The organism is Arenibacter catalasegens (assembly GCF_002909235.1).
Classification (GTDB): Bacteria; Bacteroidota; Bacteroidia; order Flavobacteriales; family Flavobacteriaceae; genus Arenibacter; species Arenibacter catalasegens.
On record NZ_PHQQ01000039.1, the window covers coordinates 1 to 26,247 of the forward strand.

At 39.4% G+C, this 26,247-nt stretch carries 24 protein-coding genes and 1 tRNA gene; 8 read left to right on the plus strand and 17 right to left on the minus strand.

The window, feature by feature from the left end:
- Positions 1-250 precede the first annotated feature (250 nt).
- The 10 genes from mobB to CWD90_RS21480 all read right to left on the minus strand — a co-directional run bounded on the left by mobB (position 251) and on the right by CWD90_RS21480 (position 7,935).
- Entirely contained in the window at positions 251-1,282 is a 1,032-nt protein-coding gene (gene mobB / locus CWD90_RS21435) for a MobB family relaxase (RefSeq protein WP_103478108.1), read from the minus strand.
- A gap of 11 nt (positions 1,283-1,293) precedes the next feature.
- Positions 1,294-1,674 carry a BfmA/BtgA family mobilization protein gene (locus CWD90_RS21440; protein ID WP_103478133.1) on the minus strand — a complete coding sequence of 127 codons (381 nt, stop codon included), beginning with the start codon at positions 1,672-1,674 and terminating at the stop codon, positions 1,294-1,296.
- A gap of 440 nt (positions 1,675-2,114) precedes the next feature.
- Positions 2,115-2,312, minus strand: a complete 198-nt coding sequence (locus CWD90_RS21445) for a hypothetical protein (protein ID WP_026754830.1) — start codon at positions 2,310-2,312, stop codon at positions 2,115-2,117.
- Positions 2,313-2,323: 11 nt separating this feature from the next.
- A complete protein-coding gene (locus tag CWD90_RS21450) occupies positions 2,324-2,569 on the minus strand; it encodes a DUF6876 family protein (RefSeq protein ID WP_239986583.1) in 246 nt (81 codons plus the stop codon).
- A gap of 77 nt (positions 2,570-2,646) precedes the next feature.
- Entirely contained in the window at positions 2,647-3,678 is a 1,032-nt protein-coding gene (locus CWD90_RS21455; protein ID WP_103478109.1) for a tyrosine-type recombinase/integrase, read from the minus strand.
- Positions 3,662-4,699 carry a tyrosine-type recombinase/integrase gene (locus tag CWD90_RS21460; protein WP_103478110.1) on the minus strand — a complete coding sequence of 346 codons (1,038 nt, stop codon included), beginning with the start codon at positions 4,697-4,699 and terminating at the stop codon, positions 3,662-3,664. The genes CWD90_RS21455 and CWD90_RS21460 overlap by 17 nt, the downstream gene beginning before the upstream one ends.
- The gene (locus tag CWD90_RS21465; RefSeq protein WP_103478111.1) at positions 4,668-5,900 is read right to left on the minus strand and encodes a site-specific integrase; all 1,233 of its coding nucleotides are present in this window, start codon (positions 5,898-5,900) and stop codon (positions 4,668-4,670) included. Before CWD90_RS21465 ends, CWD90_RS21460 begins: the two co-directional genes overlap by 32 nt.
- Before the next feature lie 133 nt (positions 5,901-6,033).
- A complete protein-coding gene (locus tag CWD90_RS21470; RefSeq protein ID WP_239986584.1) occupies positions 6,034-6,237 on the minus strand; it encodes a DUF6876 family protein in 204 nt (67 codons plus the stop codon).
- A gap of 77 nt (positions 6,238-6,314) precedes the next feature.
- Positions 6,315-6,659, minus strand: a complete 345-nt coding sequence (locus CWD90_RS21475; RefSeq protein WP_103478112.1) for a single-stranded DNA-binding protein — start codon at positions 6,657-6,659, stop codon at positions 6,315-6,317.
- Between the two features lie 1,203 nt (positions 6,660-7,862).
- Positions 7,863-7,935, minus strand: a tRNA-Met gene (locus CWD90_RS21480).
- A gap of 417 nt (positions 7,936-8,352) precedes the next feature.
- On the opposite strand from CWD90_RS21480, the gene CWD90_RS21485 reads away from it, so the two are divergent.
- Together CWD90_RS21485 and era are read left to right on the plus strand one after the other, a co-directional pair.
- Positions 8,353-9,834, plus strand: a complete 1,482-nt coding sequence (locus tag CWD90_RS21485; protein ID WP_103478113.1) for a Na+/H+ antiporter NhaC family protein — start codon at positions 8,353-8,355, stop codon at positions 9,832-9,834.
- Between the two features lie 48 nt (positions 9,835-9,882).
- Positions 9,883-10,767: a GTPase Era gene (era, locus tag CWD90_RS21490; RefSeq protein ID WP_103478114.1), complete on the plus strand. Its 885-nt coding sequence runs from the start codon at positions 9,883-9,885 to the stop codon at positions 10,765-10,767.
- A gap of 225 nt (positions 10,768-10,992) precedes the next feature.
- On the opposite strand, the gene CWD90_RS21495 is transcribed toward era, so the two are convergent.
- A complete protein-coding gene (locus tag CWD90_RS21495; RefSeq protein WP_103478115.1) occupies positions 10,993-11,496 on the minus strand; it encodes a GTP-binding protein in 504 nt (167 codons plus the stop codon).
- A 201-nt stretch (positions 11,497-11,697) separates the two neighbouring features.
- Between CWD90_RS21495 and CWD90_RS21500 the strand changes: the two genes are divergently transcribed.
- The 3 genes from CWD90_RS21500 to CWD90_RS21510 all read left to right on the plus strand — a co-directional run bounded on the left by CWD90_RS21500 (position 11,698) and on the right by CWD90_RS21510 (position 16,879).
- The gene (locus tag CWD90_RS21500) at positions 11,698-12,399 is read left to right on the plus strand and encodes an acetyltransferase (protein WP_103478116.1); all 702 of its coding nucleotides are present in this window, start codon (positions 11,698-11,700) and stop codon (positions 12,397-12,399) included.
- Positions 12,400-12,683: 284 nt separating this feature from the next.
- Complete coding sequence (der, locus tag CWD90_RS21505; protein ID WP_103478117.1) at positions 12,684-13,988, plus strand: ribosome biogenesis GTPase Der; 1,305 nt, start codon at positions 12,684-12,686, stop codon at positions 13,986-13,988.
- 131 nt (positions 13,989-14,119) lie between these two features.
- Entirely contained in the window at positions 14,120-16,879 is a 2,760-nt protein-coding gene (locus CWD90_RS21510; protein ID WP_103478134.1) for an outer membrane beta-barrel protein, read from the plus strand.
- 293 nt (positions 16,880-17,172) lie between these two features.
- On the opposite strand, the gene CWD90_RS21515 is transcribed toward CWD90_RS21510, so the two are convergent.
- The 5 genes from CWD90_RS21515 to CWD90_RS21535 are packed head-to-tail and all read right to left on the minus strand — an operon-like array spanning position 17,173 to position 20,319.
- Positions 17,173-17,967, minus strand: coding sequence for a TPM domain-containing protein (locus CWD90_RS21515; RefSeq protein WP_103478118.1), 795 nt, complete (start codon positions 17,965-17,967; stop codon positions 17,173-17,175).
- The gene (locus CWD90_RS21520; protein WP_103478119.1) at positions 17,948-18,385 is read right to left on the minus strand and encodes a TPM domain-containing protein; all 438 of its coding nucleotides are present in this window, start codon (positions 18,383-18,385) and stop codon (positions 17,948-17,950) included. Before CWD90_RS21520 ends, CWD90_RS21515 begins: the two co-directional genes overlap by 20 nt.
- Before the next feature lie 6 nt (positions 18,386-18,391).
- Entirely contained in the window at positions 18,392-18,991 is a 600-nt protein-coding gene (locus CWD90_RS21525; RefSeq protein WP_103478120.1) for a LemA family protein, read from the minus strand.
- Between the two features lie 21 nt (positions 18,992-19,012).
- Positions 19,013-19,342 (minus strand): MerR family transcriptional regulator, encoded by a 330-nt coding sequence (locus CWD90_RS21530; RefSeq protein ID WP_103478121.1) that lies wholly within the window; start codon positions 19,340-19,342, stop codon positions 19,013-19,015.
- Complete coding sequence (locus CWD90_RS21535) at positions 19,342-20,319, minus strand: M23 family metallopeptidase (protein WP_103478122.1); 978 nt, start codon at positions 20,317-20,319, stop codon at positions 19,342-19,344. The genes CWD90_RS21530 and CWD90_RS21535 overlap by 1 nt, the downstream gene beginning before the upstream one ends.
- Positions 20,320-20,423: 104 nt before the next feature.
- On the opposite strand from CWD90_RS21535, the gene alaS reads away from it, so the two are divergent.
- The 3 genes from alaS to CWD90_RS21555 all read left to right on the plus strand — a co-directional run bounded on the left by alaS (position 20,424) and on the right by CWD90_RS21555 (position 24,926).
- Positions 20,424-23,039: an alanine--tRNA ligase gene (gene alaS, locus CWD90_RS21540; RefSeq protein WP_103478123.1), complete on the plus strand. Its 2,616-nt coding sequence runs from the start codon at positions 20,424-20,426 to the stop codon at positions 23,037-23,039.
- 327 nt (positions 23,040-23,366) lie between these two features.
- Positions 23,367-24,311 (plus strand): GSCFA domain-containing protein, encoded by a 945-nt coding sequence (locus tag CWD90_RS21550; protein WP_103478125.1) that lies wholly within the window; start codon positions 23,367-23,369, stop codon positions 24,309-24,311.
- A gap of 3 nt (positions 24,312-24,314) precedes the next feature.
- Complete coding sequence (locus tag CWD90_RS21555; RefSeq protein ID WP_103478126.1) at positions 24,315-24,926, plus strand: DUF4230 domain-containing protein; 612 nt, start codon at positions 24,315-24,317, stop codon at positions 24,924-24,926.
- Positions 24,927-24,954: 28 nt separating this feature from the next.
- Here the strand turns inward: CWD90_RS21555 and CWD90_RS21560 are convergent, their stop codons facing one another.
- On the minus strand, positions 24,955-26,220 hold the full coding sequence (locus CWD90_RS21560; RefSeq protein WP_239986585.1) for a glucuronyl esterase domain-containing protein: 1,266 nt from the start codon (positions 26,218-26,220) through the stop codon (positions 24,955-24,957).
- Positions 26,221-26,247: the final 27 nt, after the last annotated feature.

Below are 26,247 nucleotides of genomic sequence, written 5' to 3' on the forward strand. Positions count from 1 at the left end.
AATCAATGCGTAAAAAATTAAAAAATAAACAGTAAATTTAACCACAAAGGAATCGATTTTGAGCAACTAGTTTGCTATGCTCACTTTCATCCGGCACACGTGGTTCACTTTGACCGGCTCATCCAAGAATACCAAGTATCAGAAAATTAATGATAAATGCATATCTACTTATCCGAAACATTCCATAGAAAACCGTACTGGTCAAACCAATAAATAAAAATACCATTAAGAGACTGTCTAACTGCATAATTTAGATTCCTATGGAGCTTGATTTGATGGCCACTTCCGCACCACGTCGTAGCCTGTTAAATATTTTCATTGCCAGCTGTGCTTGCGTAACTGGAATACTTGGCATCATAGGAATGCCGGCTTTGCCCATTATTTTGAACGCCAATGCTTTTTCGTTGGTGGGTAATTTCATCAATGATGCAAAATAGATTTTTGGGTTTTTCACGAAATCCTTTCTTGCTTTGTAGGTCTCCGCAAAATTTCTTTGGTAGCCGAACTTTTTATCGAAAGTTTTTTCGGCACTTTGAAAAAATTTATCACGGTCAAAACCACGCTTTACTTTCTTGCCGTGCATCTCCACTTCTGAAGCTTTGTGTTTACTCCCTGGGGAAAGGCTGAATGTATTGGATGCATCCTTTCTACTAACGATAATATGAATATGACTTTGGTTTCCCGCCTTTGGCATTCCTTGAACAATACGTTTGCCATTTTGTTGGTGTGGTGCCTCACGTTCCAATTTTGCCATTTCCTTTTCTTTGGGTTTTATATTTTCTTCTAGTGTTCCACTTTCTATTTTACGGATGTCATTTTTGAGCTGAAGTATTTTTGTGGCGTAGGGTTGGTTTTCTTTAATCTGAAAGTCCGTTCCTTTAAAGGTTCGTTGATGTTCAATTTTCGCATAATATTTGATATCATCGATGGTAATAGGACGACCATTAATTTCCCGATTGAAGGAGGCTACATAATCCCTCATAATTTCTCGTGTATATATTTTTAAATCTTCACTATGGTTCTGCAAACGTTTCAATTCGTATTGTGAAGGACTGACGGTAATAGAGTAAAATCTCGGTTCGGTCTTTTCCAGTTTTGCAGTATTCCCGTCGATTTCCCTGACCACTTCCTCTGCCGAAATCTCATCGCCATTTTGATTAAAAAAATGCTCCATATCCTCCTGCTCTAACCCTTGGTTTTCTTTTTCCAAATAGCCAACAAAATCCGCCGAACTTTTAGAATAATTGCCTCCCATTTTTTGGGGTGTTATTGTAATGTACATAGCACAAGAATTTAGAGTTCGTTGTTTGGATTTCCCTTTTCTTTAAAGCGCACTTCCTTCTTTTCTTCCATAAATTTCTTCTCCAAAATCAACGGTTTCTTGTTTGGTTCCTCCGTTTGAAAAAGTGACTCGATCATTGCGACCGTGGGTTTGGTCTGGGTCTTTTCCATATCCCTCATAATGGCAATGACGGCATTGATCCTTTTAAGAAGTTTGGCCTCAATCGTCCTTCCGGTCGGGCCCAGTTTTTCCCGTGGCGATATTTCATTGTAGAAGAAAAAATCGAGCATCGTGGCCATCGCTTCGGTGTGCGATTTGAATTGAGTTTTGGAAAATTCCTGAAAACGTTTGGCAGTTGCCCGCTTAAACCTGATTGTGATGAATGAGTCCATTTTCATTCGCTTTTTTGTGCATTTGACGTAAATCCATCCCTGTTTACAGGCTGTTCAGGGGCATTTGACGCAAATCGAAGAAATATATATAATCCATTAATTTTCAAGTTATTGAAAATCAATTGGTTATACGCTAAAAGGAATATGTAACGCGGCTCTGCCCGTTACCCTCTTGCTATTCCTTTTCGTCACGCCAAAGCGTGACAAAAATTTCATACAATCTGGCTAAAAAGCCAATTGCCCTTTTAGGAATTCGGAAATTCCTGTATGTAAAATATAGATGGATACAGCTACCAGCGAAAGTTAAAAATAGGGTTGCTATATAAATTATGTGTGCTGAATTTCAGCGAAATAAAGATACGGTTTTTTATTGAACTGGAATTACTTGAACAGAAAAACACCTCCAAAATTAGAGGTGCTTGATTATTAAGTTTAGAAAATTAGATGTTGAATATGAACTTATAGGAATATAAATTTCGTAATGCTTCTTCCTCTATCATCGTTTCAAAACAGGTATAATTTTCCCTTACGTATTTGCGAATATCATCCCCAAATTTTCGTTCCACATCTTTTTTAGAATTCTCTAAAAGTCGGTTTTGAGCCTCTTCGCTCAAGTCTGTAAAATTTAGATATACCATAGCTGTAAATTTTAGTATTCGCTTGGTAACATCAACGTATCATTCACAAAAAATAACCGCAATTCATCGAGCGGAAAATCGGTTGCCCGATACCCTTGTTTTTCTAGAATATTATTGTTTCCATCCGAATAAATAATTTCGGCTTCATAGCCTGTAAAATCTTGTTTTTCTTCGGACAACCTTTTAAAGTCGATGGTTACAAATTCGTTATCACGACTCGTGATAACGAATTTTATCCCAAGTAAATCGTTATCCAAAGTGTTTTTATTAACCTTCTGTTAATCAATACTTTAGTCTGTTTGCTTTTTAGAACAGCTTTGGATAACGATATTGATTATTTGTTAAAATTCCTTAGCCACTCCCTAAGTTTCGAGTCCTTTTCCCAGCTCGCTTCGTTTGCTTGGACTGGTATAACATTAACGTAAGCGGCTTCCAATGCCTCACGTTTTTGTTTTGAGTCAGCCCTAGCATAAACTTCAGTAGTCAGGATGGATACATGTCCGAGGATATCGCGTATGTACACCAAGTTTATCCCGGATTGCAAAAGGTGCATTGCCTTACTGTGGCGCAACGTATGTGGGCTCATTTTTTCAGGTATTATCTCCGGCCTGAGCATCCTTGCATTCTTTGCATAAAGATTTAGGATATATGTCACTCCTGAGTTTGTCAGCTTTTCACCCCTATTGTTAGCAAACAAGGGCCGTTGGTTGTATGCCAGGTTATCAAGACGATTTTCCTTTATATAAGCCATCAGCAGATTTACCTGTTCATTCTGCAAGGGAACAATTCTTTTTTTGCACCCTTTTCCCAAAAGAGTAACATAATATGGTTTGATCAAATGCAGGGATACCGGGGTCAGATCTATGAGTTCCTGCACCCTTGCCCCGCTATCATAAAGCAATGACAGCAGCGCTAAGTTCCGCCGCCCTGCTTTGGTGTTAACCGGTATTTGTTCCAGCAAGAATTTGATGCCTTCAACGGTCAGGCAATTGACAGCAGTTCTTTTTCCCTGTTTCTTGACTTTAATGGACAGGATGTCCTGCCATTGTCCAAGACGTTTGACATCTTCATATTGCATATATCTGAAAAATGAATGCAAAGCGGCCAACCTTTGGTTTCGGGTCGAGTTGGAGCATTTCCGGTTTTCCTCTAGCCAATCAAGGAAGCCAAGAACAGTCTCCTTGTTAAAATGGTTGAGGGTCAGCCTGTCCGCAGATTTAGCTTTAACCTTATCCATAAAGGCAAGTACAAGGGTAAAGGTCTCACTATACGATCTTATGGTATGGGAGCTGGCTCCCCTTTCGCCAACAAGATACTCTGTAAAGAACCTTGTAAGGTATTTTGCAAAATCAGTGATTGTTTCCATAATTGATGTCTATTTTGATTTGGTTGGGGAACACAAAGGAAGTAAGTGGGTTTTCCATTTTGATGATTTCTGGATAAATTTCCTCTGTCATCCTAACATATTTTTCGGTTCCCTTTATGGACGTATGTCCCAGAAAAGTGGATAGGATTGGGAGCGCACAATAAATATCCACGCCATTTTTCACCATTTTTTCAAGGGAGTGAACCGCACAGGTATGCCGGATATCATGTATACGAGGTCCCTGCATCTTCCCTATATGTGGTATCCCACACTGTTTTAGCACCTTTTTGAACCACCTGTATGCAGTACTATTTGTAAATGTCTTCCCATTCGCTTTCATAAAGAAAAAATGTTCCTTGTCCGCCGGGCCTTCAACAGGCATACGGTCCCTATATCCTTCGTATTGCTTCATTACTTCCTCCAGGGATGGGTTTATCGGAACTATTCGTTGCATCTTGTTTTTTGTTTTTCTTATAATGACCTGATGGTTCTGGTAATCGATATCCATGTTCCTAATGGATAAGGCCTCATTGATCCTTGCACCGGTACTGTAGAGGAAGCGTATTAAAGCAGGTATAGCAACAAGAGCTGTGTTCATATTGCCGCGGAACAGATTTAATCTATTGCATTCCTGGAAAATACATCTCATTTGCTCATGAGTGAAAACATAGGGGATAAAGTCCAGATCCTTTCTCCTGGGGAGCCGTGGGATGTAGCATTCATGGCCAAGATGGCACATATACCTGCAAAACTGCGACAATACGGAGTATTTGTCATACAGCGTCCGGGCCTTATCGTTTACACGGGTTGCCCTCCAAGCTGCAATCTGTTCACTGCTTATGTAGGTCGCTGTGGCTCTGGATTTTAAAAAGAACCTGTCAAGATCTAAAAAGATACGTTCGTACTTGTAAAGCCCATAACCCATGGTATCCTTCATTTTCAGGAAGCTATCAAAATAGGGGGCAAACACACTTTCATATTTAACTTGCTTATCCATAAAAAACACCTCCTTTCTGCTCATAAAAATTTATCGGTACCAAGGGTACATCAAGTGCACACTGCATAAGACTGTTTATATCTATGCGCAAATAGTTCATGGTGGCCTGCGTGTCGGAGTGTCCGAGTGTTTCGGATATGACCGGAAGCGAAGTTCCATTGCGTAACAACTGACTGGCCAGGGTGTGCCGCATGGCATGGGGGCCGAACTTACGGCCTTTGATATCAACGCCAGATGCTATTATTTTTCTGCTTACCACTCCATTGATGAGCCTACTGTTCACGGGACGGTAGGGGGCACTGGCAGTCAGGAACACTTGCTGAAAATCAGATATTGGTCTTCCGAATTTCAGGTAGTTGATAATGGCTTCGCCGACATCGGTCAAAAGCGGGAGTTCTATTATTTTCTTTGTCTTGCACTGCACAAGGGATATGAGATTATGTTGCCAATCCAAATTCCCAAAGGTCAGCCCCGCTATGTCCGAAGAGCGGAGACCAAGCCGTGTGGCCAGAAGGAGCATTGCATAATCACGTTTGCCCACCGTACTGGATTGCTCTACCCTATTTTCGATATGCCCTATCTCATCGGCATTGTAGACTGAGGGCAGTTTTTCACGCAATGGATAGTTGTTCCTTCCGATGAAGTATTCCACATTTCTGTCAATGTATTTTTGTTGATACAGGAACCGGCAGAATAGTCGGATAGTATTTAGATATCTGTCCTTGCAATTCTGAACTGATGATATGAAGGTAAGAACATCATCTTCACCAATGGCCGAAACTTGGTCTATCGACCTTAATGTAAGATGGGTAATAAAGTAGCTCAAAATACGACGGTGCTTATTAAGGATAGGTTTGCAGCGACGGAGCCTTTCTTGGGATACTATAAACTCCAAGGCAACTTCCCCTAGTTTACCGGGCAACTCATGATACACATATTTTACACTTCTTTTCCTGACTTTTCCATAAAATAGAAAGTCATCCAGTACGTGTATACTGCGACGGATTGCGCGCATGTGTGAGTCGCTCACTGGCGGGATACCGCTTAAAAATTTCTCACCAATTCCAGCATGGTAGTTTACCAAAAGGTTTTTATCCATGTACTGCCCAATTCCATTACGCCAGAACTGATTGTAATCTTTAATTCGGGGTTCGCTGTAGCCTTCCTCCCTGAGGTAGGCTACACAATCCCTGATCAGGGATTTGATTTCTTTTTCTGTGTCCATTTGTTATTTTTTTAGTGGAATGCAACATTGCACTCCCTTGAGAATAACAAATATTATCACGATATTATTATCAAAAGTAATGTTGGTTTACAGGTATTTATGAAATTATTGGGTAATAACTTTGGATAACGATTTACTTGGGATAAAATTCGCTTCGGTTCATCAGACTTTTTGCAACTACGGAAGTGTCCGTAATGAGCCAAAAACAATCTGCTACATTAGCAAGATATTTTAATCCGTCCGTATAACGTGTTCTTAACAATGGGATTTGATAGAACATTTCCGTTCCGTGAAAATGTCGTAATCCTGCTTTGATTTCGTTAACTTGTGCTTTCATAATTAATTTGATTTAAAGAGTTAATAATGAAAAGAGGGCGCAACTTTCGAGAGGAACGCCCTCTTTAATTTTAAATTCTACTTGTCGTTTTTACTTCCAAGTAAAAGGATTTCATTTGCTTCAATTTCGGTAACATATCTTTTGATACCGTCTTTGTCCTCGTAGCTTCGGGATTTCAATTTCCCTGTAACACCTACCTCTTTGCCTTTACCTACATATTTTTCGATAATTTCAGCAGTCTTTCCCCAAGCCACAATGGTATGCCAATTGGTTTCCGTTTGTTTTTCGCCTTTGGCATCCTTGTAATACTCGTTTGTTGCGATTGAAAAACGGGCTACTTTCTTACCGCTTTCAAGGTTTGTAATGGTTGGTTCTTGTCCAACGTTTCCGATTAACTGTACGTGATTTTTTAAAGTGCTCATAATAAAATATTTAAGAATTAATTAAAATTGCTATCTGAACCATTCAGACAGTTTGCGTTTATTTTTTTTGAAGTGATTTACTTATTATATCTTGAGTGTTTTCCTTTTTTGTTTTTTTTTGGTGCCGCTTCCTTTTTGATGTTTTTGTAAGATTTCATAAGATTCATTTTAGATTTACTTCCCATAGCGCCCTCGTTGTTACCTTTTTTTGTTGCTGATACATTTTCAATATTTGGAATTGATAAGGACTTATAAAAAGTGAAGCGCAGCGAGAACGGTTTATGCAGTCCGTTCAACTTCCAAATGTTGGTATTTTGCTGTCAAAAAAAGGGTATAACGGCGAGGGTGCGGATGTAATTCTAAAAGCCTTTGTGAATTACAATAACATAGGAAGTGGCACCAAATGATTAAATGGAATTCCTATCAAGCGGACTGCGTTCACGATTTCGGATTGTAATGGAGTGCGCTTCCCGGCAAAGCGGGAAGGGCAAGCGGAATGGAAAGTAGAAATTGTGGATGGTGTCCAAGATCCTTGCAGGAAAGCTCTTTGCCCGGAATGTAGCTTTTCGCGGAATGGAGCGGCAATGTGCTGACCGGATTATTTAAAGTGATTATTCTTATTTAGTAGGATTTAAAGCGGACTGAACTTTAAAGATGTAGATTGGGAATGGAGTGTTCCTGCCGTTTTTCAGGCAGGGTTAACGTAATGGAAATCGGAATCTTTGGAGTTTTGTCCAAGACCTTTTGTAGGTAAGCTCATTGCCCGAAATGCAGCTTTTCGCGGAATGGAGTGGCAATGTGCTGAACGGGTTATAAAAACGAATTATGTTCTTAATGTAGGACTTAAAGCGGACTTGACTTCAAAGATGTAGATGGGAATGGAGTTTGGCCTCTTCCCGACTTTTCTCGGGAATGAGTGGACAAGTGGAATGGAAATCGGAAGCTTTGGAGTTGGGTCCAAGACTTTTATAATGAAGCGCTTTGCCCGCAATGGAGCTTTTCGCGAAATGCAGGGGAATGTGCTGAATGGATTTAAAAACTAAATTCTATTAAAACAGAACTGAAAAAATAACTTATATCGGTATTTGACACAAAAACGTATCAAATTAAAGTGGGCAAGAAAAATCTTGAAATGTTGTACCTATGTTGTACCCAAGTCATAAAAAAAGCCCCCACATTGCTGTGAAGGCTTGTCTTTACTAGTAGCGGGAACTGGACTCGAACCAGTGACCTTCGGGTTATGAGCCCGACGAGCTACCTACTGCTCTATCCCGCGATGTGCGATTCCAAAATACTCAACTTGGCTTTTAACCCTCAGTTCATAATGCTGACTGAATTATTTCGGACTGCAAAGATACATCCTTTTTATGATTTCCCAAATCTATTTTGAATATTTAATTTAAAATCGGGTTAAATTTTCATCAAACCAAAGATTCTGAGACCCTTCGGTCGAGATTTCCTATTTACCTCTCCTTAGGAGAGGTCACAACTGCCTAAAAAGGCAGTTGTGGGTGAGGTAAAATAATAAATTTCTTGAAACTGCCTATAACCAAAGTAAGACATAGGGGTAATGTCCGGCTTTCAGGAGATTTATTATTTAAAAATGCCTAGTTGTAGTCCACCTTGTCCAAAATCTTTCTATTTTGTATCCATTTAAATTAGGATTCACCACCTCTAATTCGCCCGTTCATTTATGGATAACTATGGTTTTCTCTCAATATTACCACCTGTCATTGCTATTGTCTTGGCACTCAGAACAAAACAAGTTTATATAGCCCTGCTTTTTGGGATATGGTTCTCTTGGGTAATCATCAATGATTTCAATTTTCTTAACGGCACCTTGGCGGCAGTGGAAGGGATGGTCAATGTTTTTAAATCCCCCGGAAATACAAGGACCATCATGTTTAGTGCCCTAGTAGGTGCCTTGCTGTTGTTTATCCAATATTCCAAAGGCGTAGAGGGGTTTGTAAATTTACTTAATAAAGTTATAGCACATTTTGAGAAAAAACAAAGCGGGTATAGTAGGGTAGTGGTTCAGCTAATGGCCCTGTTTACAGGACTTATATTGTTTGTGGAAACCAGTATTAGTTCCTTGACGGTGGGAACCTTGTATCGCCCTGTTTTTGATAAACTAAAGATTCCCAGGGAAAAACTGGCCTATATCGCCGATTCCAGTTCTGCGCCCTCCTCTATTTTAATTCCCTTTAATGCTTGGGGCGCTTTTATCATGGGATTATTGCTTACCCAAGGAATAGAAAATCCGTTTGGAACCATGCTTTCTTCCATGGTGTATAATTTTTACCCCATTCTTGCCATCTTGACGGTGTTTGTGGTTATCATTTCAAAAAAAGATATTGGACCCATGGCCAAGGCTGAAAAACGGACAAGGGAAACAGGAAAACTGTTGAATGATAATGCCAAACCTATGTTGTCTAGCGAGGTTACTTCTTTTGAATCCAAAGAAGGAATCAAGGCAAAGGCCTATAATATGATTATTCCATTGGCTACCATGGTATGTATGATGCCTATTAATTTGGCATACACCGGTTGGGATGCGGTTGAGAATGCCACATCTTTTTCCGACCATCTTTTTAAAGCTATTGGTAATGGTTCTGGTTCGTCGTCCGTACTATATGCGGTACTTACTGCAATTTTGGTCGCCATGGTACTGTATCGATCGCAAAAAATCATGAAAACCAAAGAAATGATCGATCTCGTCCTGAAGGGCATAAGCGAATTAATGCCTCTTGCGTTGCTAATGTTATTGGCTTTTGCCATAGGGGATGCCTGTAATGCTTTGGGAACAGGGCAGTTCGTAGCCAACTGGTCCAAAGAATGGCTGTCCCCCGCTTTTTTACCGGCAATTATTTTCGTCATCAGCTCCTTTATTGCGTTTTCGACCGGGACTTCTTGGGGCACTTTTGCCATTATGATGGCGATTGCCATCCCCATGGCAGAAATTCATTCTGCACCATTGCCTTTGGTGGTAGCCGCTACATTGGGGGGTGGTATTTTTGGAGATCACTGTTCCCCCATTTCAGACACCTCTATTATCTCATCCATGGCCTCGGCCAGTGATCATATAGATCATATTAATACTCAGTTGCCCTATGCTCTGATTGGAGGTTTGATAACAGTGGTACTTTACGTAATTTTAGGCTTTATTATGATATAGATGGTCATATTCAATTACCTTTGCCATTATAAAAGTTAAAAAGGGAAGATGTCGCATAAAGCCGGTTTTGTAAATATTATAGGAAATCCCAATGTGGGGAAATCCACACTCATGAATGCCTTTGTAGGGGAAAAATTATCTATAATTACCTCCAAGGCCCAAACTACGCGGCACCGAATTTTAGGAATTGTCAATGGGGACGATTTTCAGGTGGTCCTATCAGATACTCCTGGAATCATAAAACCTGCCTATGAATTGCAATCTTCTATGATGGACTTTGTTAAGTCCGCTTTTGAAGATGCCGATGTGCTGCTTTATATGGTGGAAATAGGTGAAAAGGCCTTGAAAGACGAACGTTTTTTTGAAAAATTAAAAAATAGTACTACCCCAATATTGCTTTTGTTGAATAAGATAGATGTCTCTGAGCAGGCTATTTTGGAAGAACAAGTGCAATACTGGCAGGAGCAATTGCCTAACGCGGAAATTCATCCTATATCTGCCTTACAGAATTTTAATGTGAAGGAAGTCTTTCTACGGATTTTAGAATTGCTGCCAGAAGCACCTCCTTATTATCCAAAGGACCAATTAACGGACAAGCCCGAACGCTTTTTCGTAAACGAAACCATTAGGGAGAAAATCCTTCAGTTTTATAAAAAGGAAATCCCTTACTCTGTCGAAATCGATACAGAGGAATTTTTTGAGGACGAGGATATTATCCGCATGCGGTCCGTCATCATGGTGGAACGGGATTCCCAAAAGGGGATTATCATAGGCCATAAAGGAAGCGCCCTGAAAAGGGTGGGGGTGGAAGCACGTAAGGACTTGGAAAAATTCTTCGACAAGCAGGTGCATTTGGAGCTCTACGTAAAGGTTAATAAGAATTGGAGAAATGACCCCAAGCAATTGAAGCGCTTTGGGTATAATCAGGGTTAGCTTTTTAGTCGCTTGTTCTTAGGGACGAAATTGCTCGTAAGGCAATAGCCAATGCCCTGTTGTTTTTTGGATAGTCAATATCAATATGGTGGACGTTATTGCGCGCAAAGCGTGGCAATCTGCTTATTTTATCATGAGATTACGTCGTCGCTCAAACTCCTCACAATGACGTCCATCCTAAACAAGAAATCTTAAACTAGGACCTTTTAACTGGCATAGCCTTTTTTATATGTGGCTTCCTTCTTGGGTATGTTTTAACATAAACTCGTGCAATTGATGCATTTGAGGCTTGCCTTTTCTTTTTCCGATCCTTCCAAAGACATATAGTACGATCCAAGTAACGACCATTAGGGCCATTAATCCCAATTGGAGTCCGATTTCTTTTCCCAGTGCGTTATTGGAATAGGCCCAAACTCCAAAAATGATGAACAAAGTAGCTACTCCAAAATGGACGAACATGAAAAATGTCCATAAGGTAGGGTTAGGGCCAAATAATCCATATATGATGCTATCGCCATCTTCCTGGTCTACCACCTCAAGCTGTAGCTGAGGGGACCAAAAATGGGATTCAGTCCTATTGAATTTTATAAAAACGTGATTATCGGATATTTTTACGATAAAAGGTGGGGTGTCCGCGTTTTGGAATAATTGTAATATAGGTTCGGCAGAACAATTAAGGTTAATTTGGAACCTTGGTCTTAAGACAATTTCGTTAGGTAAAGCTTTCAAACTAGATGGCTGATAATAAGGATAAAAGATACTGTTTTTTTTCTTTAGGAGCCAATTTAATAAATTGGATGCATATGGGTTAGAATTATAATTTTCAGCATCAATAACTGATCTAATGCAATTATATCTTTCCGTTTGATTTTAGATTGGTAGGCTGAATATTTCAGTATTACCGATAAAACGCTTAATTTTATCGATAAAATGCAAAATATAGTGATTTTTGGAGCCTCAGGACATGGAAGTGTAGTTTTAGATTCTTTGGAAAGGGAAGGCAAATATAACATTATAGGTTTTTTGGATTCTTTTAAGAAAAAAGGTCTAAAGCATAACGGATATGAAATTTTGGGTAATGAACATGAATTGCCCTATTTAATGGAAAGATTTAATATTATAGGGGGCGTGGTGGCCATCGGTGATAATTGGACGCGTCACTTGATTGTAGAAAAAATTAATAAAATAGTTCCTGGTTTTAATTTTGTATTGGCCATACATCCAAATGCGATTGTAGGTAAGGATGTTGAAATTGGCAAAGGTACGGTCATTATGGCCGGGTCGATTATAAATGCCAATTCCCGTATTGGCAGGCATTGTATAGTGAACACCAATTCTTCTGTAGGCCACGATAGCATTGTTGAGGATTTTTCCAGTCTCGCTTCCAGGGCATGTACTGGCGGAAATTTTATTTTGGGAGAATTCTCTGTTGTTTCCTTGGGTGTGAACGTCATAGAAAATATTACTATATTGGAACATTCTGTAATTGGTGCTGGATCTTTAATCCTTGAGGATATTCCAGGATATGTAGTTGCTTACGGCAGCCCGGCAAAAGTTATTAAGAATAGAAGAATTGGGGAGGTTTATCTTTCTGGCAGTAAGGACCATTTGGTGAAAATTGTTGCCAAGTGAAACATCCCTGAGTCGGCGGGCGGAAAAGGGTCTAGCTGTTGGTCTACCGTCATTGATTGACTCAGGAAATATACTTATTACCACCCGGGCAACGCTCGTTAATTTTCAGTTCGCTTATTCATCTCAACATATTGTCATGCTGATTTAAGTTTAAAATAATCTAGGTTTGAAATAGTGCCTTTAAAACATTTCCTGCCCGTATATCCTCCTCAAGTTTCTGAACTAGAATATACGTTAATGAATTACTTCAATTTTAATTGGTACTTTTGCAGCAAATTAAAAGTATGAGTGCTATTGTAGCCATTGTAGGAAGACCTAATGTAGGCAAATCAACCTTTTTTAATAGACTTATTCAAAGAAGAGAGGCCATTGTTGATGCCGAAAGTGGGGTTACACGTGACCGTCATTACGGAAAGAGTGATTGGAACGGAGTGGAGTTTTCAGTAATCGATACCGGGGGATATGTATTGGGGAGCGATGATGTTTTTGAAAAAGAAATAGATAAGCAGGTAGAATTGGCCATAGATGAGGCCGATGCCATCATCTTTATGGTGGATGTGGAAGCCGGAGTTACCGGTATGGACGAAGATGTAGCTAATTTACTGAGACGTGTAAATAAACCTGTTTTCTTAGTGGTCAATAAAGTGGACAACGGTAATAGAGCGAAAGATGCCGTAGAGTTTTATGCGTTGGGGCTAGGGGAATATTATACTATTGCCAGTATTAGTGGTAGTGGTACGGGCGACTTACTGGACGAGCTGGTTAAAGTGTTACCGGAAAAGGAAAAGGAGAGGGATGATTTGCCACGTTTTGCCGTGGTGGGAAGGCCAAATGCCGGAAAATCGTCTTTTATCAATGCCCTTATTGGGGAAGAGAGATATATTGTTACCGATATTCCTGGTACTACTAGGGATAGTATTGATACTAAATATAATAGATTTGGTTTTGAATTTAATTTGGTAGATACCGCCGGGATTCGTCGTAAGGCCAAAGTTAGGGAAGACCTGGAGTTCTATTCGGTAATGCGTTCCGTAAGGGCCATTGAACATTCCGATGTCTGTATTCTTATGTTGGATGCCACCCGTGGTTTTGATGGGCAGGTAGAAAATATTTTCTGGTTGGCACAACGTAATAACAAAGGAATCGTAATCTTGGTTAATAAATGGGATTTGATTGAAGACAAAGAGACCAATACTATTAAGCAATACACTCAAAAAATTAAGGAGGCCATTTCACCTTTTACAGATGTGCCTATTCTTTTTATCTCCGTTTTAACCAAGCAGCGAATTTTTAAGGCCATTGAAACTGCCGTTCAAGTGTATGAAAATAGACAAAAAAAGGTCGTGACCAGAAAGCTGAACGATATTATGTTACCCCTTATTGAAAACTATCCCCCACCGGCCTATAAGGATAAGTATGTAAAAATAAAATTTTGCACCCAATTGCCAACCCCTTATCCGCAGTTTGCTTTTTTCTGTAATCTTCCGCAATATGTGAGGGATCCTTATAAGCGTTTTCTGGAGAATAAATTAAGGGAACATTTTGATTTCACAGGGGTGCCTGTATCGGTGTTTATGAGAAAGAAATAAGGAGCTCTTTTTAAATTCGGTTATTTCTAAAGGAGGGTCATAAAGTTCTGTTAACCATTTGGGTCGTACTGGCTGTTGCTATATTTTTGGGGGCTTACCAAATTACCAAGAATACAAGACAAACTAACCAAATGAAGAAATTTCACTTTTCTCTCCTATTTTCCATTTTATTTTTTAGCGTTTCATTCTCCCAAGATTTTGTGTTGAGCGGGAAAATTGTAGATGCCATTACCAAAGCACCATTAGAGGCCTCAACTATTTATGCGGAATCTTTAAAGGATAGTTCCTTGGTTTCCTATACTGTTTCCGATCAAAAAGGAATGTTTGAACTGGAAGGCGAAACCAGTCTCAAGGAGGTAAATGTTTTTTTCTCCTACAATGGCTATAAATCACATAGGGTAAAAGTTAAATTACAGTCTCAGGTAGATTTGGGTAATGTGCAATTGGAGGAGCAAGCCCAAGAGTTGGACGGGGTACTTATTGTGGGAGATCGGGTGCCGATCACCATTAAGAAGGATACACTCGAGTTTAATGCAGATTCCTTTAAAACCAAGCCAGATGCCACGGTGGAGGATGTGTTGAAAAAATTACCAGGGGTAGAGGTAGATAGTGATGGTAAGATAACCGTAAACGGTAAGGAGGTAAATCAGGTGCTGGTAAACGGTCAAGTCTTCTTTAGTAATGACCCCAAAGTAGCTACTAAAAGTTTACCAAAGGATATTATAAGTAAAATCCAAATTACCGATACTAAAACTAAAACGGAGGAGTTTACGGGGGAATCTGGGGATGGTGAAAATAAGACGATCAATTTAACCATTAAGGAGGATAAGAATAAGGGTTATTTGGGAAGAATGGCCGCGGGCTATGGTACCGATGAAAGATATCAATTTAATGGCTTGATCAATTATTTTAATGATAAGAAGAGGGTAAGTTTTATTGGCAGCTCCAATAACATTAATAATTCTGGGTTTTCTTTTGATGAAATCTACGATATGGTAGGAAATACCAATGGCGGATATTCTGGAGCTCGGGAATCTGGCCTTATCAATAATTTCGGTAATGGTATTACTACTTCTTCCAACCTAGGGACCAGTTACGCCAATTCAGAAAAGGGGGAATATAAGATAGATGCCAATTACTTTTTTGGGTATAGTGATTCCTATAATGATCAAAGGACGAGTAGGGAGAACATCTTGCCGGATAGTAGATATTTCACGGATAATGTATCCAATTTTGAGGGTTCCACCAATTCCAACCGTGGGGCGGCCAATATAGAATATGATGTGGATAAAACGCTTCGGGTAACGGTACAGCCTTCATTGAGCATTAATAGGACCAATTCGATCAATAGCAACAATAGGACTTCCACAGATGAGGATGGGGAATTGATCAATAGCAACGATCGCATAACGGTTAATGATGGATTTCAAAGAAATTTTTCCAATCGTCTTGGGATTATGAAAAAGTTGGATACCATTGGTAAAATGATATCCATTACATTTTCCAATGACAATTCTGAAAATGTAGATGTATCCAACCTAAATTCAGTACGTGAAATATACGGGGACGACCCCAGTGTAGAAAATCTGGATCAACTTTCAGAGATCGATAATAAAAGAAATTCTTACGAATTGGAGGTAGATTATAGGCAGCCTTTAACCAGCAAGCTATTTTTGGATTTTGGCTATGAATATAAAAATGAACAAAGAGACAATGCAAAACAGGTAATGGACTTTGATGCCGGAAACAACAGCTATACCGATTTCAATTCGGCTTTGAGTTCAGATTTTAACTTTGAGAATGTTCAGCAATCTCCTTCTTTTGGAATACGCAGTAATGGTGAAAAGCTAAATTTCAGGGTTAAAGCATCCTATTTAATGACGGACCTTAAAAATCAGGACTTTCTTCAGAATACCTCTTTTTCCAATTCCTATAAGAATTTAATGTTCAGCAGCAATTTTCGATATAACATCGATAAAAATAAACGATTGTACCTAAGGTATAATTCCAGGCTTAGTGTCCCGTCTGTAAATCAATTACAGCCTGTTCCTAATATTAATGATCCATTGAATGTAGTTATAGGTAATCCTAATTTGTTGCCCAGTGTTAACCACGGCATAAATTTTAATTATAATAATTATGATTGGAAAAGTCGTACCGGGCTTTTTATCTATGCTGGAATGGATATGCAAAAAGATAGGGTCTCGGCCATCTCCACGACCGATGATAATTTTTTAAGAACTACTCGATATACCAATATAGATGGGAATTATAGTGGGTACTCTGGAATAGGGTATTCCAAACAGATTAAGAAAGATAGTACCTATACCATTAAGTTTAATGTAAGACCGCGATTGAGTTTTGGAAGACAGGTAAGTTTCACCAATGGCGTGGAGCTTAAAGCCAATAGTTTTGATGTTACCCCTTATATTTCAACTACCTTTAATTATAAGGAAAAGATAGAGATCGAACCTGGGTATGGCATTGGGTTTAATAATACCACCTATAATTTGGAAGGTATAGATGATATTAAATTTACTTCGCAGAATGCCGAGCTAAAAGTGACTACCTATTGGCCGGAGAATTTAATTTGGGGCAATGACCTAAGATACAGTTATAACGGTAATGTGGGTCCTGGTTTTAAGAAAGATGCGCTTTTTTGGAATATGAGTCTCGGACTTCAAATGCTTAAGGATAAAGGCACTTTTAAGGTCCTGGCCTATGATTTGTTAGATCAAAACATTAATACCAGAAGAACCACCGGAGAAGATTATATACAAGATTTTCAAGGTACCGTACTACAACAGTATTTTATGGCGAGCTTTACGTATAAGTTTGATCAGTTTGGAGGTAAATCACCTAGTGGTGGAGGTAGACGTCGTTACAATTAATGCTTTTGTTCGATTTGTTTCTGGTTTGGAAGGGTTTGAGGTTTGAAGGGTTTCACATCTTCAATGCCAAATCTCCACATGGCCAAATAGTCAAATTACTAAACTAGTGCATGTCAAAATTAAGCGATTGCTACATTAACATATTGTTTAATTAATCCATTGGCACATTAACAAATTGCTCCATTTCCACATTGACCAATTGTTTCATTTTCAAATTATTCCATTTGCACATTGAATTATTGTTCCATTGTCGAATTTCCAAATCTTCAAATTAACACATTGCTACATTAGCTTTACCAACCTCCGGAAGCGCCACCTCCACCGAAGCCGCCGCCGCCGAAGCCACCACCGAAACCTCCGCCTCCACTACCAAAGCCGCCACCGGATGATCCCGATCTATAGCCGCCTCTTCCCATATTGCTAAGTATAATAATGTCCCATAAATCCAACCCCTTGCGGTTGCCTTCCTTGCCACCACCGCCTCTTCTTCCTTTATTGGAAAGAATGATCAGTACTATAATGAATATGATAAATGGCAATACGCTCCTAAATGGAAAACCTGGGTTATTGTCAAAGCTACGGTCTTCCTTGAACTCGCCCTTAAGGACGTTAAAAATGGCGTCCACTCCTTTGTTGAGTCCGTCGTAATAGTTATCCTTCTTAAATTCTGGGATAATGACCATTTCTATAATGCGTTTGGATAGTGCATCTGTTAAAAGTGGCTCAATGCCGTAACCTGTATTGATGGCAATTTTACGATCATCCCTAGCCAATAAGATTAAAATTCCGTTGTCTTCTTTGGCTTGTCCTATTCCCCATGCATGTCCCCAATTGGCACCCAAAAAAGTTATGTTTTCCCCATCGGTAGAAGAAATAATAGCCATCACAATCTGGGTAGAAGTACTATCCGAATAGCTGATCAGTTTTTGCTCTAGGCTTTTGGTTTCCTGAGGAGATAGTAGGTTAATATAATCATAAACGCTTGTCTGTTCCTCAAGTTTCGGCTTTTCGGGAATTTTAAATTGGGCAACAATTATGGAGTAGCTGCATAATACTAAGAATAAAAGACTACCCTTTAGATACTTCATTGCTTAATTCATTGGGATTATTATGCCGCCAAGGGAAATGGGTTTCCAATTCCTTGCCGGCCAAGAGAATTCCTTCTATAATACCTTGCTTAAAATGCCCTTTTTTGAAATGATTTTCGAGAACCGATTTGGTGGAATTCCAAAAATTATCAGGGACTACCCGATTTATTCCCTTATCACCGTAAACCACAAATTTCTTATCATGGACTGCAATGTATATGAGTACGCCGTTTTCTTCTTTGGTATTGTCCATTTTTAAATAGTGGAATACCTCTTGGGCTCTTTCAAAATGGGATTTTTTGGATTGTGGTTCAATATGCACCCTAATTTCTCCGGAAGTATTTTTTTCGGCTTCAACAATGGCATTCACGATTTCCAATTCTTCCTTGGCCGTTAAAAATTCTTCTACTTTGGACATAAAATTTTAATTGAATTCGAAATTCACGTCAGGAGCTTGCTCAGAGCCTGCTTCTGATTTAAAGTAAGCCAATTCATCAAAATTTAAAAGACCTGCCAATACTGAATTTGGGAAGGTTTTAATATGATTGTTGTAAGGCAAGACGCTTTCGTTAAAACGATTTCGTTCTATGTTTATTCTGTTCTCGGTGCCTTCCAACTGTGATTGCAATTCCAAGAAATTTTGATTTGCTTTCAGGTCGGGGTAACGCTCCACAGTAACTAGAAGACTCTTTAGGGCACCGCTCAATCCGCCTTGTACCTCATTGAATTTTGCGAGTTGCTCAGGTGTAATGTTAGTGGGGTCTATGCTTACCGAAGTCGCTTTGGCCCTCGCTTCTATAACAGCTGTTAGTGTTCCTTTCTCAAAGTCCGCAGCACCCTGCACCGTTTTCACAAGGTTCCCTATAAGATCGTTTCTTCTTTGGTAGGCGCTCTCTACGTTGGCCCAAGTCTGGGTAGAAGTTTCTTTAAGTTTAATAGCGGTATTGTTGAAGCCTACGGCCCATTGGTATAGTCCTATGCCTAAAACGACAAGGATAATCACTGGAATTAACCATTTTTTCATGATTAGAGTATTTAGAGTTATTTATAGTTGATTTTTAATCTTGATAAGTTCGGCTTTAACCTTTTCCAATTTCTGGATTACATCAAAAGTGGACAATGTCTTTAACTTATCTTCCTTTAAATGGGTTTTGGCCCCTTCCAAGGTAAAGCCTCGTTCTTTTACCAAATGGTAGATTAGTTGAAGGTTTTTAATGTCCTGGGGTGTAAATTTTCTATTGCCCTTGGCATTTTTTTTTGGCTTCAGAACATCGAACTCCTTTTCCCAAAATCGGATAAGGGAGGCGTTCACGTCAAAAGCATCGGCCACTTCACCAATACCATAATATCGTTTTTCCGGAAGTTCTATATGCATTAATCCAGGGATTGATTTTCTTGGGTTGCGTATTTCAACATATTTTCAAATTCTTCCGCAGTTAAACTGCCGTAATAGAAGTTTATTGGGTTAATGCGTTCGTCATCTTTCCATACTTCATAATGTAAATGCGGCGCCTCGGAACGTCCTGTGCTGCCTACAAAACCAATAAGGTCTCCTCTTTTTACCTTTTGGCGGGCTTTAACATTGTACTGACTTAAATGACCGTATAGGCTCATGTACCCATAACCGTGATCTATTCTTATATGTTTTCCGTAACCAGAGGCGTTATTGTCCGCTCGCGTAATCAATCCGTCTCCTGATGCATATATGGGAGTACCTTTGGGTGAAGTAAAATCCATTCCCCAGTGCATTTTTCGTGCCTTGGTGAAGGGGTCGGAACGCCAGCCGTAACCGGAAGCCATCCGCGTAAGGTCTTCGTTATTTATGGGTTGTATTGCAGGAATGGCCGCCAATAATTTTTCTTTTTCCTCTGCCAGCTTGGTGATCTCATCCAAGGATTTAGATTGGATTACCATTTGTTTTTGAATAATATCGAGCCGTTTGGTAGTGGTGATAATCATTTCAGAATTATTGAAACCTTCAAGGGATTTGTATCTGTTGACGCCACCAAACCCAGCTCTTCTCTGTTCTTCAGGTATGGGGTTGGCTTCAAAATATAGTCTATAGATATTGTTGTCCCGGTCTTCAATATTGGCCAGTACATTTTCGATCTGTTCCATTTTTTTGCCCAAAAATTCGAACTGTAGTTCATAATTTTTTACTTCCCTGGCCAGGGATAATTCACGAGGTGTGTTTACCAAATTAGTGTTTAATAGTAAAATGAGGCCTAAGAATCCAAAAAGGAAAGACCCTAGAAAAAATAGCGCTATATTTCTAAATCTTCTGGATTTTTTGGGTTCTATCTTGCGATAAGATAGGGTGTCCGGATCGTAATAATATTTTACTTTAGACATGTATCTAATTTATCCTATTTTTGTGCTTGTATTTATAGATAACTTGCAATTTTGCAAAATGTTTTCTAACAACCGTTAAATATATAAAAAGCTTACCAATTTACATGAAATCCCAAGAAATTAGAGCCAAGTTTTTAGAATTTTTTAAGGAAAAAACTCATAAAATAGTTCCATCTGCACCTATGGTCATCAAAGATGATCCAACTTTGATGTTTACCAATGCAGGAATGAATCAATTTAAGGAGTTTTTCCTGGGGAACTCTGTTCCTAAGTCTACTCGAGTAGCCGATACCCAAAAATGCCTTAGGGTCAGTGGTAAACATAACGATTTGGAAGAGGTAGGTAAGGATACTTATCACCACACCATGTTTGAAATGTTGGGAAATTGGAGCTTCGGCGATTATTTCAAAACCGAGGCCATTTCCTGGGCTTGGGAGTTTTTAACCGAGGTGTGCAAAGTGGATAGGGATAGCCTTTATGTAACCGTTTTTGAGGGAAGTAAAGATGCGGACCAGTTGGAGCAGGATACGGAAGCATTGGACCTTTGGAGTAAAATAGTGGACAAGGATAAAATCCTTTTTGGAAATAAGAAGGATAATTTTTGGGAAATGGGAGATCAGGGACCCTGTGGACCTTGTTCCGAAATACATGTAGATATTCGTTCCCCTGAAGAAAAGGCAAAGGTTTCCGGTGCATCTTTGGTAAACCAAGATCACCCCCAAGTAGTGGAGATATGGAACTTGGTTTTTATGCAGTACAATAGGAAGGCCAACGGACAATTGGAATCCTTGCCTGCCAAGCATGTGGATACGGGAATGGGTTTTGAACGTTTATGTATGGTAATGCAAGGGGTGCAATCCAATTATGATACCGACGTTTTTACCCCCTTGATCAGGGAGATAGAAACCATAACCAATTCCAAATACGGAAAGGACGAAGAAATAAATATAGCTATTAGGGTAATTGCCGATCACATTAGAGCGGTATCCTTTTCTATTGCGGACGGACAATTACCCAGTAATACGGGGGCAGGCTATGTAATCCGTAGAATTTTGAGAAGGGCCATTCGATATGGATTTACCTTTTTAAATACCAAGGAGCCGTTTATGTTCCGTTTGGTCAAGGTGCTTTCCGATACCATGGGGAAATCTTTCCCCGAGCTTAAGGATCAACGTCAGTTAATAGAAAATGTGGTAAAGGAAGAAGAGCATTCCTTTTTAAAGACCTTGGACCAAGGATTATTATTGTTGGATAATATGATTGGTGAAAACAAGGACAAAAAAATAGATGGCAGAAAGGCTTTTGAACTTTATGATACTTTCGGGTTTCCAATTGATCTTACAGCGCTAATACTAAGTGAAAGAGGCTTTGAATTGGATGAAAAGGGTTTCGATGTCGCCATGCAGGAGCAAAAAGCTCGCTCAAGGTCGGCCTCTGAAGTGTCCAAAGAAGATTGGGTAGTTCTTGCTGATGATCTGCAACAGGAATTTGTAGGTTATGACCATTTGGAAACAACGGTTAAGATTGTAAAATATAGAAAAGTAACTTCTAAAAAGGAAGGTGAGCAGTTTCAGTTGGTGTTTAATCTAACTCCTTTTTATCCAGAAGGAGGAGGCCAAGTGGGGGATAAGGGGTATTTAGAGACCCCAAATGGTGATGTCGTATATATTTTGGATACCAAAAAAGAAAATAACGAAATTATTCATTTTGCAAAAAACCTACCAAGGGATACTGGAGATAAATTTAGAGCGGTAGTAGATGCAAAGCAGCGTAATAGAACTGAATGTAACCATACGGCTACCCATTTATTGCACCAGGCCCTACGGGAAATATTGGGAACTCATGTGGAACAAAAAGGTTCAGCGGTACACTCCAAATACCTGCGATTCGATTTTTCCCATTTTGCCAAACTTAGTGCAGATGAATTGGGAGCCATTGAGCGTTTTGTAAATGCGAGGGTAAGTAATGGACTTCCTTTGGAAGAACAGCGAAATGTACCTATGGAAAAGGCATTGGAACAAGGGGCCATGGCACTGTTTGGGGAAAAATATGGTGATGCCGTACGCACCATTCGCTTTGGACAATCCGTAGAACTATGCGGGGGCACCCATGTGCAAAATACGGGAGATATCTGGCATTTTAAAATTAAGTCAGAAGGAGCAGTTGCTGCGGGAATTCGTAGAATAGAGGCCATAACCTCTGATGCTGTAAAGGACTTTTATTCGGAGAGTAATAACACACTTTTGGAATTAAAGGAACTTTTAAATAATTCCCAGGAACCCGTTAAAGCATTAACGGCTTTGCATGAGGAGAATTTAAGGTTGAAAAAAGAAGTGGAAAACCTATTAAAGGATAAAGCTAAAAATCTGAAGGGTGAATTGTTGAATGAACTTACGGAAGTAAACGGAATTCAATATTTGGCCAAAAAGGTTGATTTGGATGCCGCGGGAATTAAGGATGTCTCTTTTGAACTCGGCCAGAATAGGAAGGATCTATTTTTGTTGTTTGCATCGGAAAAAGATGGGAAAGCAATTCTGTCCTGTTATATATCCAAGGAATTGGTCAACGATAGAAAATTGAACGCAGGAACGATTGTTCGCGAGCTTGGAAAATATATCCAAGGTGGTGGTGGTGGGCAACCCTTTTTCGCCACTGCCGGAGGAAAAAATCCGGCCGGCATACAGGAAGCATTGGAAAAGGCCAAAAGTTATTTGATGTAGACCTTGCAGATTCTTTTTTAAACTATGTAATAGATCAATATTAAAAGAGTGTTGCTGTAAACATTGATGCCAGCGCAGCTAAAACCCTTATCGGCAGAATTGAATCCGAAAGCTCCGATAGCAGGAGCGAAGGTGTGAAGCGACGCGGAGTTTCGGTTTTGGTTTTTCGACCTTGTTGTCGAAAAAATTCATCCGATAAGGCGCCTTTTTCTTTGTTTCGTTTCTTTTGGGCGAGCAAAAGAAATGAAAGGAGGATAAAAAGAGCACAATTTGTTGAACCGCCCATATGGCAAATTGGATACCAACAAAAAGCTAAACTATAGCCTAATGAAGCTACAAACACATATACCCTTAGCAAAAGCTGAAAATCAGATCGATTATACGAGTCGAATAATGTTGCTTGGGTCTTGTTTTGTAGAAAATATAGGAGATAAGCTATCCTATTATAAATTTCAAGTACTACAAAATCCATTTGGAATTTTGTTTCATCCTTTGGCGATCAAAAATTTAATCTCTAGGGCGATTGATCAGAAACAATACACAGAAGAAGAGGTGTTTTTTTTGAATGACCGTTGGCAGTGCTATGATGCACATTCAGATTTGTCCTCCTTGACAAAGGAAGGATTGCTTCAGAATTTAAACTCAGGGTTATTGCAATCACAACTTCAGATAAGGAATGCTTCACATATTGTTATTACTTTAGGTACTGCTTGGGCCTATCAATTGAAAGAGAGTGGAGAGGAAGTGGCTAATTGTCATAAAGTGCCTCAGATGGCGTTTGAAAAGAAGTTGCTTTCAATAGAAAAGATCAGCCAAAGTCTAGAGGCAGTTATACATCAAATTAGAGCTGTGAATGCTAAGGCGGAAATTATTCTCACAGTCTCCCCGGTACGTCATTTAAAGGATGGTTTTGTTGAAAATCAGCAGAGTAAGGCGCATTTGATATCGGCGGTTCACCAAGTGCTTAAAAAAGGGAATACCGTTTATTTTGCCAGCTATGAGCTAATGATGGATGAACTTCGGGATTATCGCTTTTATGCAAAGGACATGGTGCACCCTAATCAATTGGCGATAGATTATATCTGGGAAAAATTTGCATCTGTTTGGATGACCAAAGAATCAATGGCTGTTATGGAGAAGGTATCAGCCGTTCAGAACGGATTAAACCATAGGCCATTTAATTCCGAATCGGGAAAGCATCAAGAATTCCTTAAAACACTTGATCAAAAAATTACGTACCTTCAAAAAGAGTATCCTTTTATGAAATTTTAGTGCATGAAGAAAATATTGACCGGAGTAATCCTAACCTTGGCAGCGGTACTTATCTTCCGTTCCTGTGCGGAGGATAAAGAGAATAAGTCCATATTAAAAGAGAATTCCATGCTCATTCAAGAGCAGATAAATAACGTTTCAAAACTTATAGTTACGGAGGGGCATTTTGCGGAAGTTTATAATTATAAGGATTCCCAACAATTGTTCGGCCCATTAATTACGGCCCATAAAAAAGCCTTGGTAGTGGTAAATGCAGAGGTAACGGTGGGTTACGATTTAAGTTTGATAAAATTTGATATTGACGAGGCTACTAAGACACTTCGAATAATTGATGTCCCGGCACCAGAAATTAAGATAAACCCCGATTTTGAATATTACGATGTTACATCAGATTATTTAAATCAGTTCAATGCCGAAGACTATAATAAAATTAAACGCAACGTAAATGCCTCTTTGCTGAAAAAAATAGAGGCCTCTACTTTAAAATCCAACGCGGAGAACCGACTCCTTAGTGAGCTTTCCAAATTCCTGGTACTTACCAATTCTATGGGATGGACCCTGGTTTATGGGGATGTGAACATTGAAAATTTGGATGAATTAAGGCTGTTGGATTAAATGACTCTAGTTAAGTTTAGTCTTTCCACTATTTCACAAAGGCATTTGCCCACTTGATATAATTTTCCCAATCGTAATCAGTAACATCATGTTTTCCGGTACGAATGTGATAGGCTACCGTGTTTTGGATGGGTTCATTTACCTTGGGCATTTCTATGGTACCTATTCCTTTTTTGCCATATAGTTCATAGACTGAACTTGCATAATAGGCGGAAAGGAACTCACCCCTGGGATCGGCCCATTGATCTCCTTCTGCACTTGCTACATAAAGGGGTCTAGGCGCGATCAAGCTTAATAATTGATGTTGGTCTACTGGTAATGCTTCTTCATTATCGCTATACTGATTGAAATTATCGCAAAACCAATGGGGAAACCTATCGTTTATAACCGCTAGGGTCTCTCCAAATTTCCGTTTGGAAAGGGCAGCACCTCCGCATCCCGAGTTATTTGAAATTACCCCGGCAAACCTTTTATCGGTAGCCCCGGCCCAGAGCGATGTTTTTCCAAGGCGCGAATGGCCAAAAGCTATGATTTTTGAAGCGTCAATATTGGGGTCTTTTTCAAAATAATCCAGAGCCCTGACCATACCCCAGCTCCAAGCTGCAATACTACCCCATTCGTCAGGTTCGGGCTGACTTTGGGTTGGTTGATACAAAAGATTTTGGATTCCGTCCGTCAAATCATTTTTATCAGGGTCAACTTCCCCATAATAAATAGTAGCTAGACCATAACCGGCGTCCAATATTTTTTCCACAGCCCAGCGATTAGTTCTTTTTCCTCTGGATTCCTCGGTTAAGGTGTTGTTTTTAATGCCAAAAGCCTCATTGTTATTGGCCCATGCTGAGGGAATTATGACTGCTTTATCTTCAGTAATGGTATGGTTTCCATAAAAATTATATCCCAAGAAAACGGGGGCTTTGTCCATGTCTTTAGGAAGATAGAGTAAGATGGTAAAACTCAATATTCTGTCGTTATTCTTAAAGGTGAGTTCTACCTGTTTGCGTTTGGCTTTTCCATTCAGGGCATTGTCGTCCTGTTCTAAAATTTTATAAGAATCTATCTTTAGAGTTTTGGGTAGCTTTCCGTATACGTTGTTTTCAAAAAATCCAAGCAACTCCGGTCTTCTAACTTTTTCCCATTTCCGAACGGAATTGATCTTGTCACCACTAAAGGTAATTAAGGGGTCTGGCACTTCAAATGTGGGGACCTTGTTTTTCTCATAATTGGTTTGGGATTTTACAAAGGACATGGATAGCATTAAGAAAGAACACAGGTAGTAAGTCAAAAATTTCATTTCAAATCGATTAAAGGTCGGACCATA

Bases quoted from the DNA above. Each gene is read 5' to 3' on its own strand.
- mobB (WP_103478108.1), bottom strand. From the start codon at position 1,282: ATGTACATTACAATAACACCCCAAAAAATGGGAGGCAATTATTCTAAA.
- CWD90_RS21440 (WP_103478133.1), bottom strand. From the start codon at position 1,674: ATGGACTCATTCATCACAATCAGGTTTAAGCGGGCAACTGCCAAACGT.
- CWD90_RS21445 (WP_026754830.1), bottom strand. From the start codon at position 2,312: ATGGTATATCTAAATTTTACAGACTTGAGCGAAGAGGCTCAAAACCGA.
- CWD90_RS21455 (WP_103478109.1), bottom strand. From the start codon at position 3,678: ATGGAAACAATCACTGATTTTGCAAAATACCTTACAAGGTTCTTTACA.
- CWD90_RS21460 (WP_103478110.1), bottom strand. From the start codon at position 4,699: ATGAGCAGAAAGGAGGTGTTTTTTATGGATAAGCAAGTTAAATATGAA.
- CWD90_RS21465 (WP_103478111.1), bottom strand. From the start codon at position 5,900: ATGGACACAGAAAAAGAAATCAAATCCCTGATCAGGGATTGTGTAGCC.
- CWD90_RS21470 (WP_239986584.1), bottom strand. From the start codon at position 6,237: ATGAAAGCACAAGTTAACGAAATCAAAGCAGGATTACGACATTTTCAC.
- CWD90_RS21475 (WP_103478112.1), bottom strand. From the start codon at position 6,659: ATGAGCACTTTAAAAAATCACGTACAGTTAATCGGAAACGTTGGACAA.
- CWD90_RS21485 (WP_103478113.1), top strand. From the start codon at position 8,353: ATGGATAACTATGGTTTTCTCTCAATATTACCACCTGTCATTGCTATT.
- era (WP_103478114.1), top strand. From the start codon at position 9,883: ATGTCGCATAAAGCCGGTTTTGTAAATATTATAGGAAATCCCAATGTG.
- CWD90_RS21500 (WP_103478116.1), top strand. From the start codon at position 11,698: ATGCAAAATATAGTGATTTTTGGAGCCTCAGGACATGGAAGTGTAGTT.
- der (WP_103478117.1), top strand. From the start codon at position 12,684: ATGAGTGCTATTGTAGCCATTGTAGGAAGACCTAATGTAGGCAAATCA.
- CWD90_RS21510 (WP_103478134.1), top strand. From the start codon at position 14,120: ATGAAGAAATTTCACTTTTCTCTCCTATTTTCCATTTTATTTTTTAGC.
- CWD90_RS21515 (WP_103478118.1), bottom strand. From the start codon at position 17,967: ATGAAGTATCTAAAGGGTAGTCTTTTATTCTTAGTATTATGCAGCTAC.
- CWD90_RS21520 (WP_103478119.1), bottom strand. From the start codon at position 18,385: ATGTCCAAAGTAGAAGAATTTTTAACGGCCAAGGAAGAATTGGAAATC.
- CWD90_RS21525 (WP_103478120.1), bottom strand. From the start codon at position 18,991: ATGAAAAAATGGTTAATTCCAGTGATTATCCTTGTCGTTTTAGGCATA.
- CWD90_RS21530 (WP_103478121.1), bottom strand. From the start codon at position 19,342: ATGCATATAGAACTTCCGGAAAAACGATATTATGGTATTGGTGAAGTG.
- CWD90_RS21535 (WP_103478122.1), bottom strand. From the start codon at position 20,319: ATGTCTAAAGTAAAATATTATTACGATCCGGACACCCTATCTTATCGC.
- alaS (WP_103478123.1), top strand. From the start codon at position 20,424: ATGAAATCCCAAGAAATTAGAGCCAAGTTTTTAGAATTTTTTAAGGAA.
- CWD90_RS21550 (WP_103478125.1), top strand. From the start codon at position 23,367: ATGAAGCTACAAACACATATACCCTTAGCAAAAGCTGAAAATCAGATC.
- CWD90_RS21555 (WP_103478126.1), top strand. From the start codon at position 24,315: ATGAAGAAAATATTGACCGGAGTAATCCTAACCTTGGCAGCGGTACTT.
- CWD90_RS21560 (WP_239986585.1), bottom strand. From the start codon at position 26,220: ATGAAATTTTTGACTTACTACCTGTGTTCTTTCTTAATGCTATCCATG.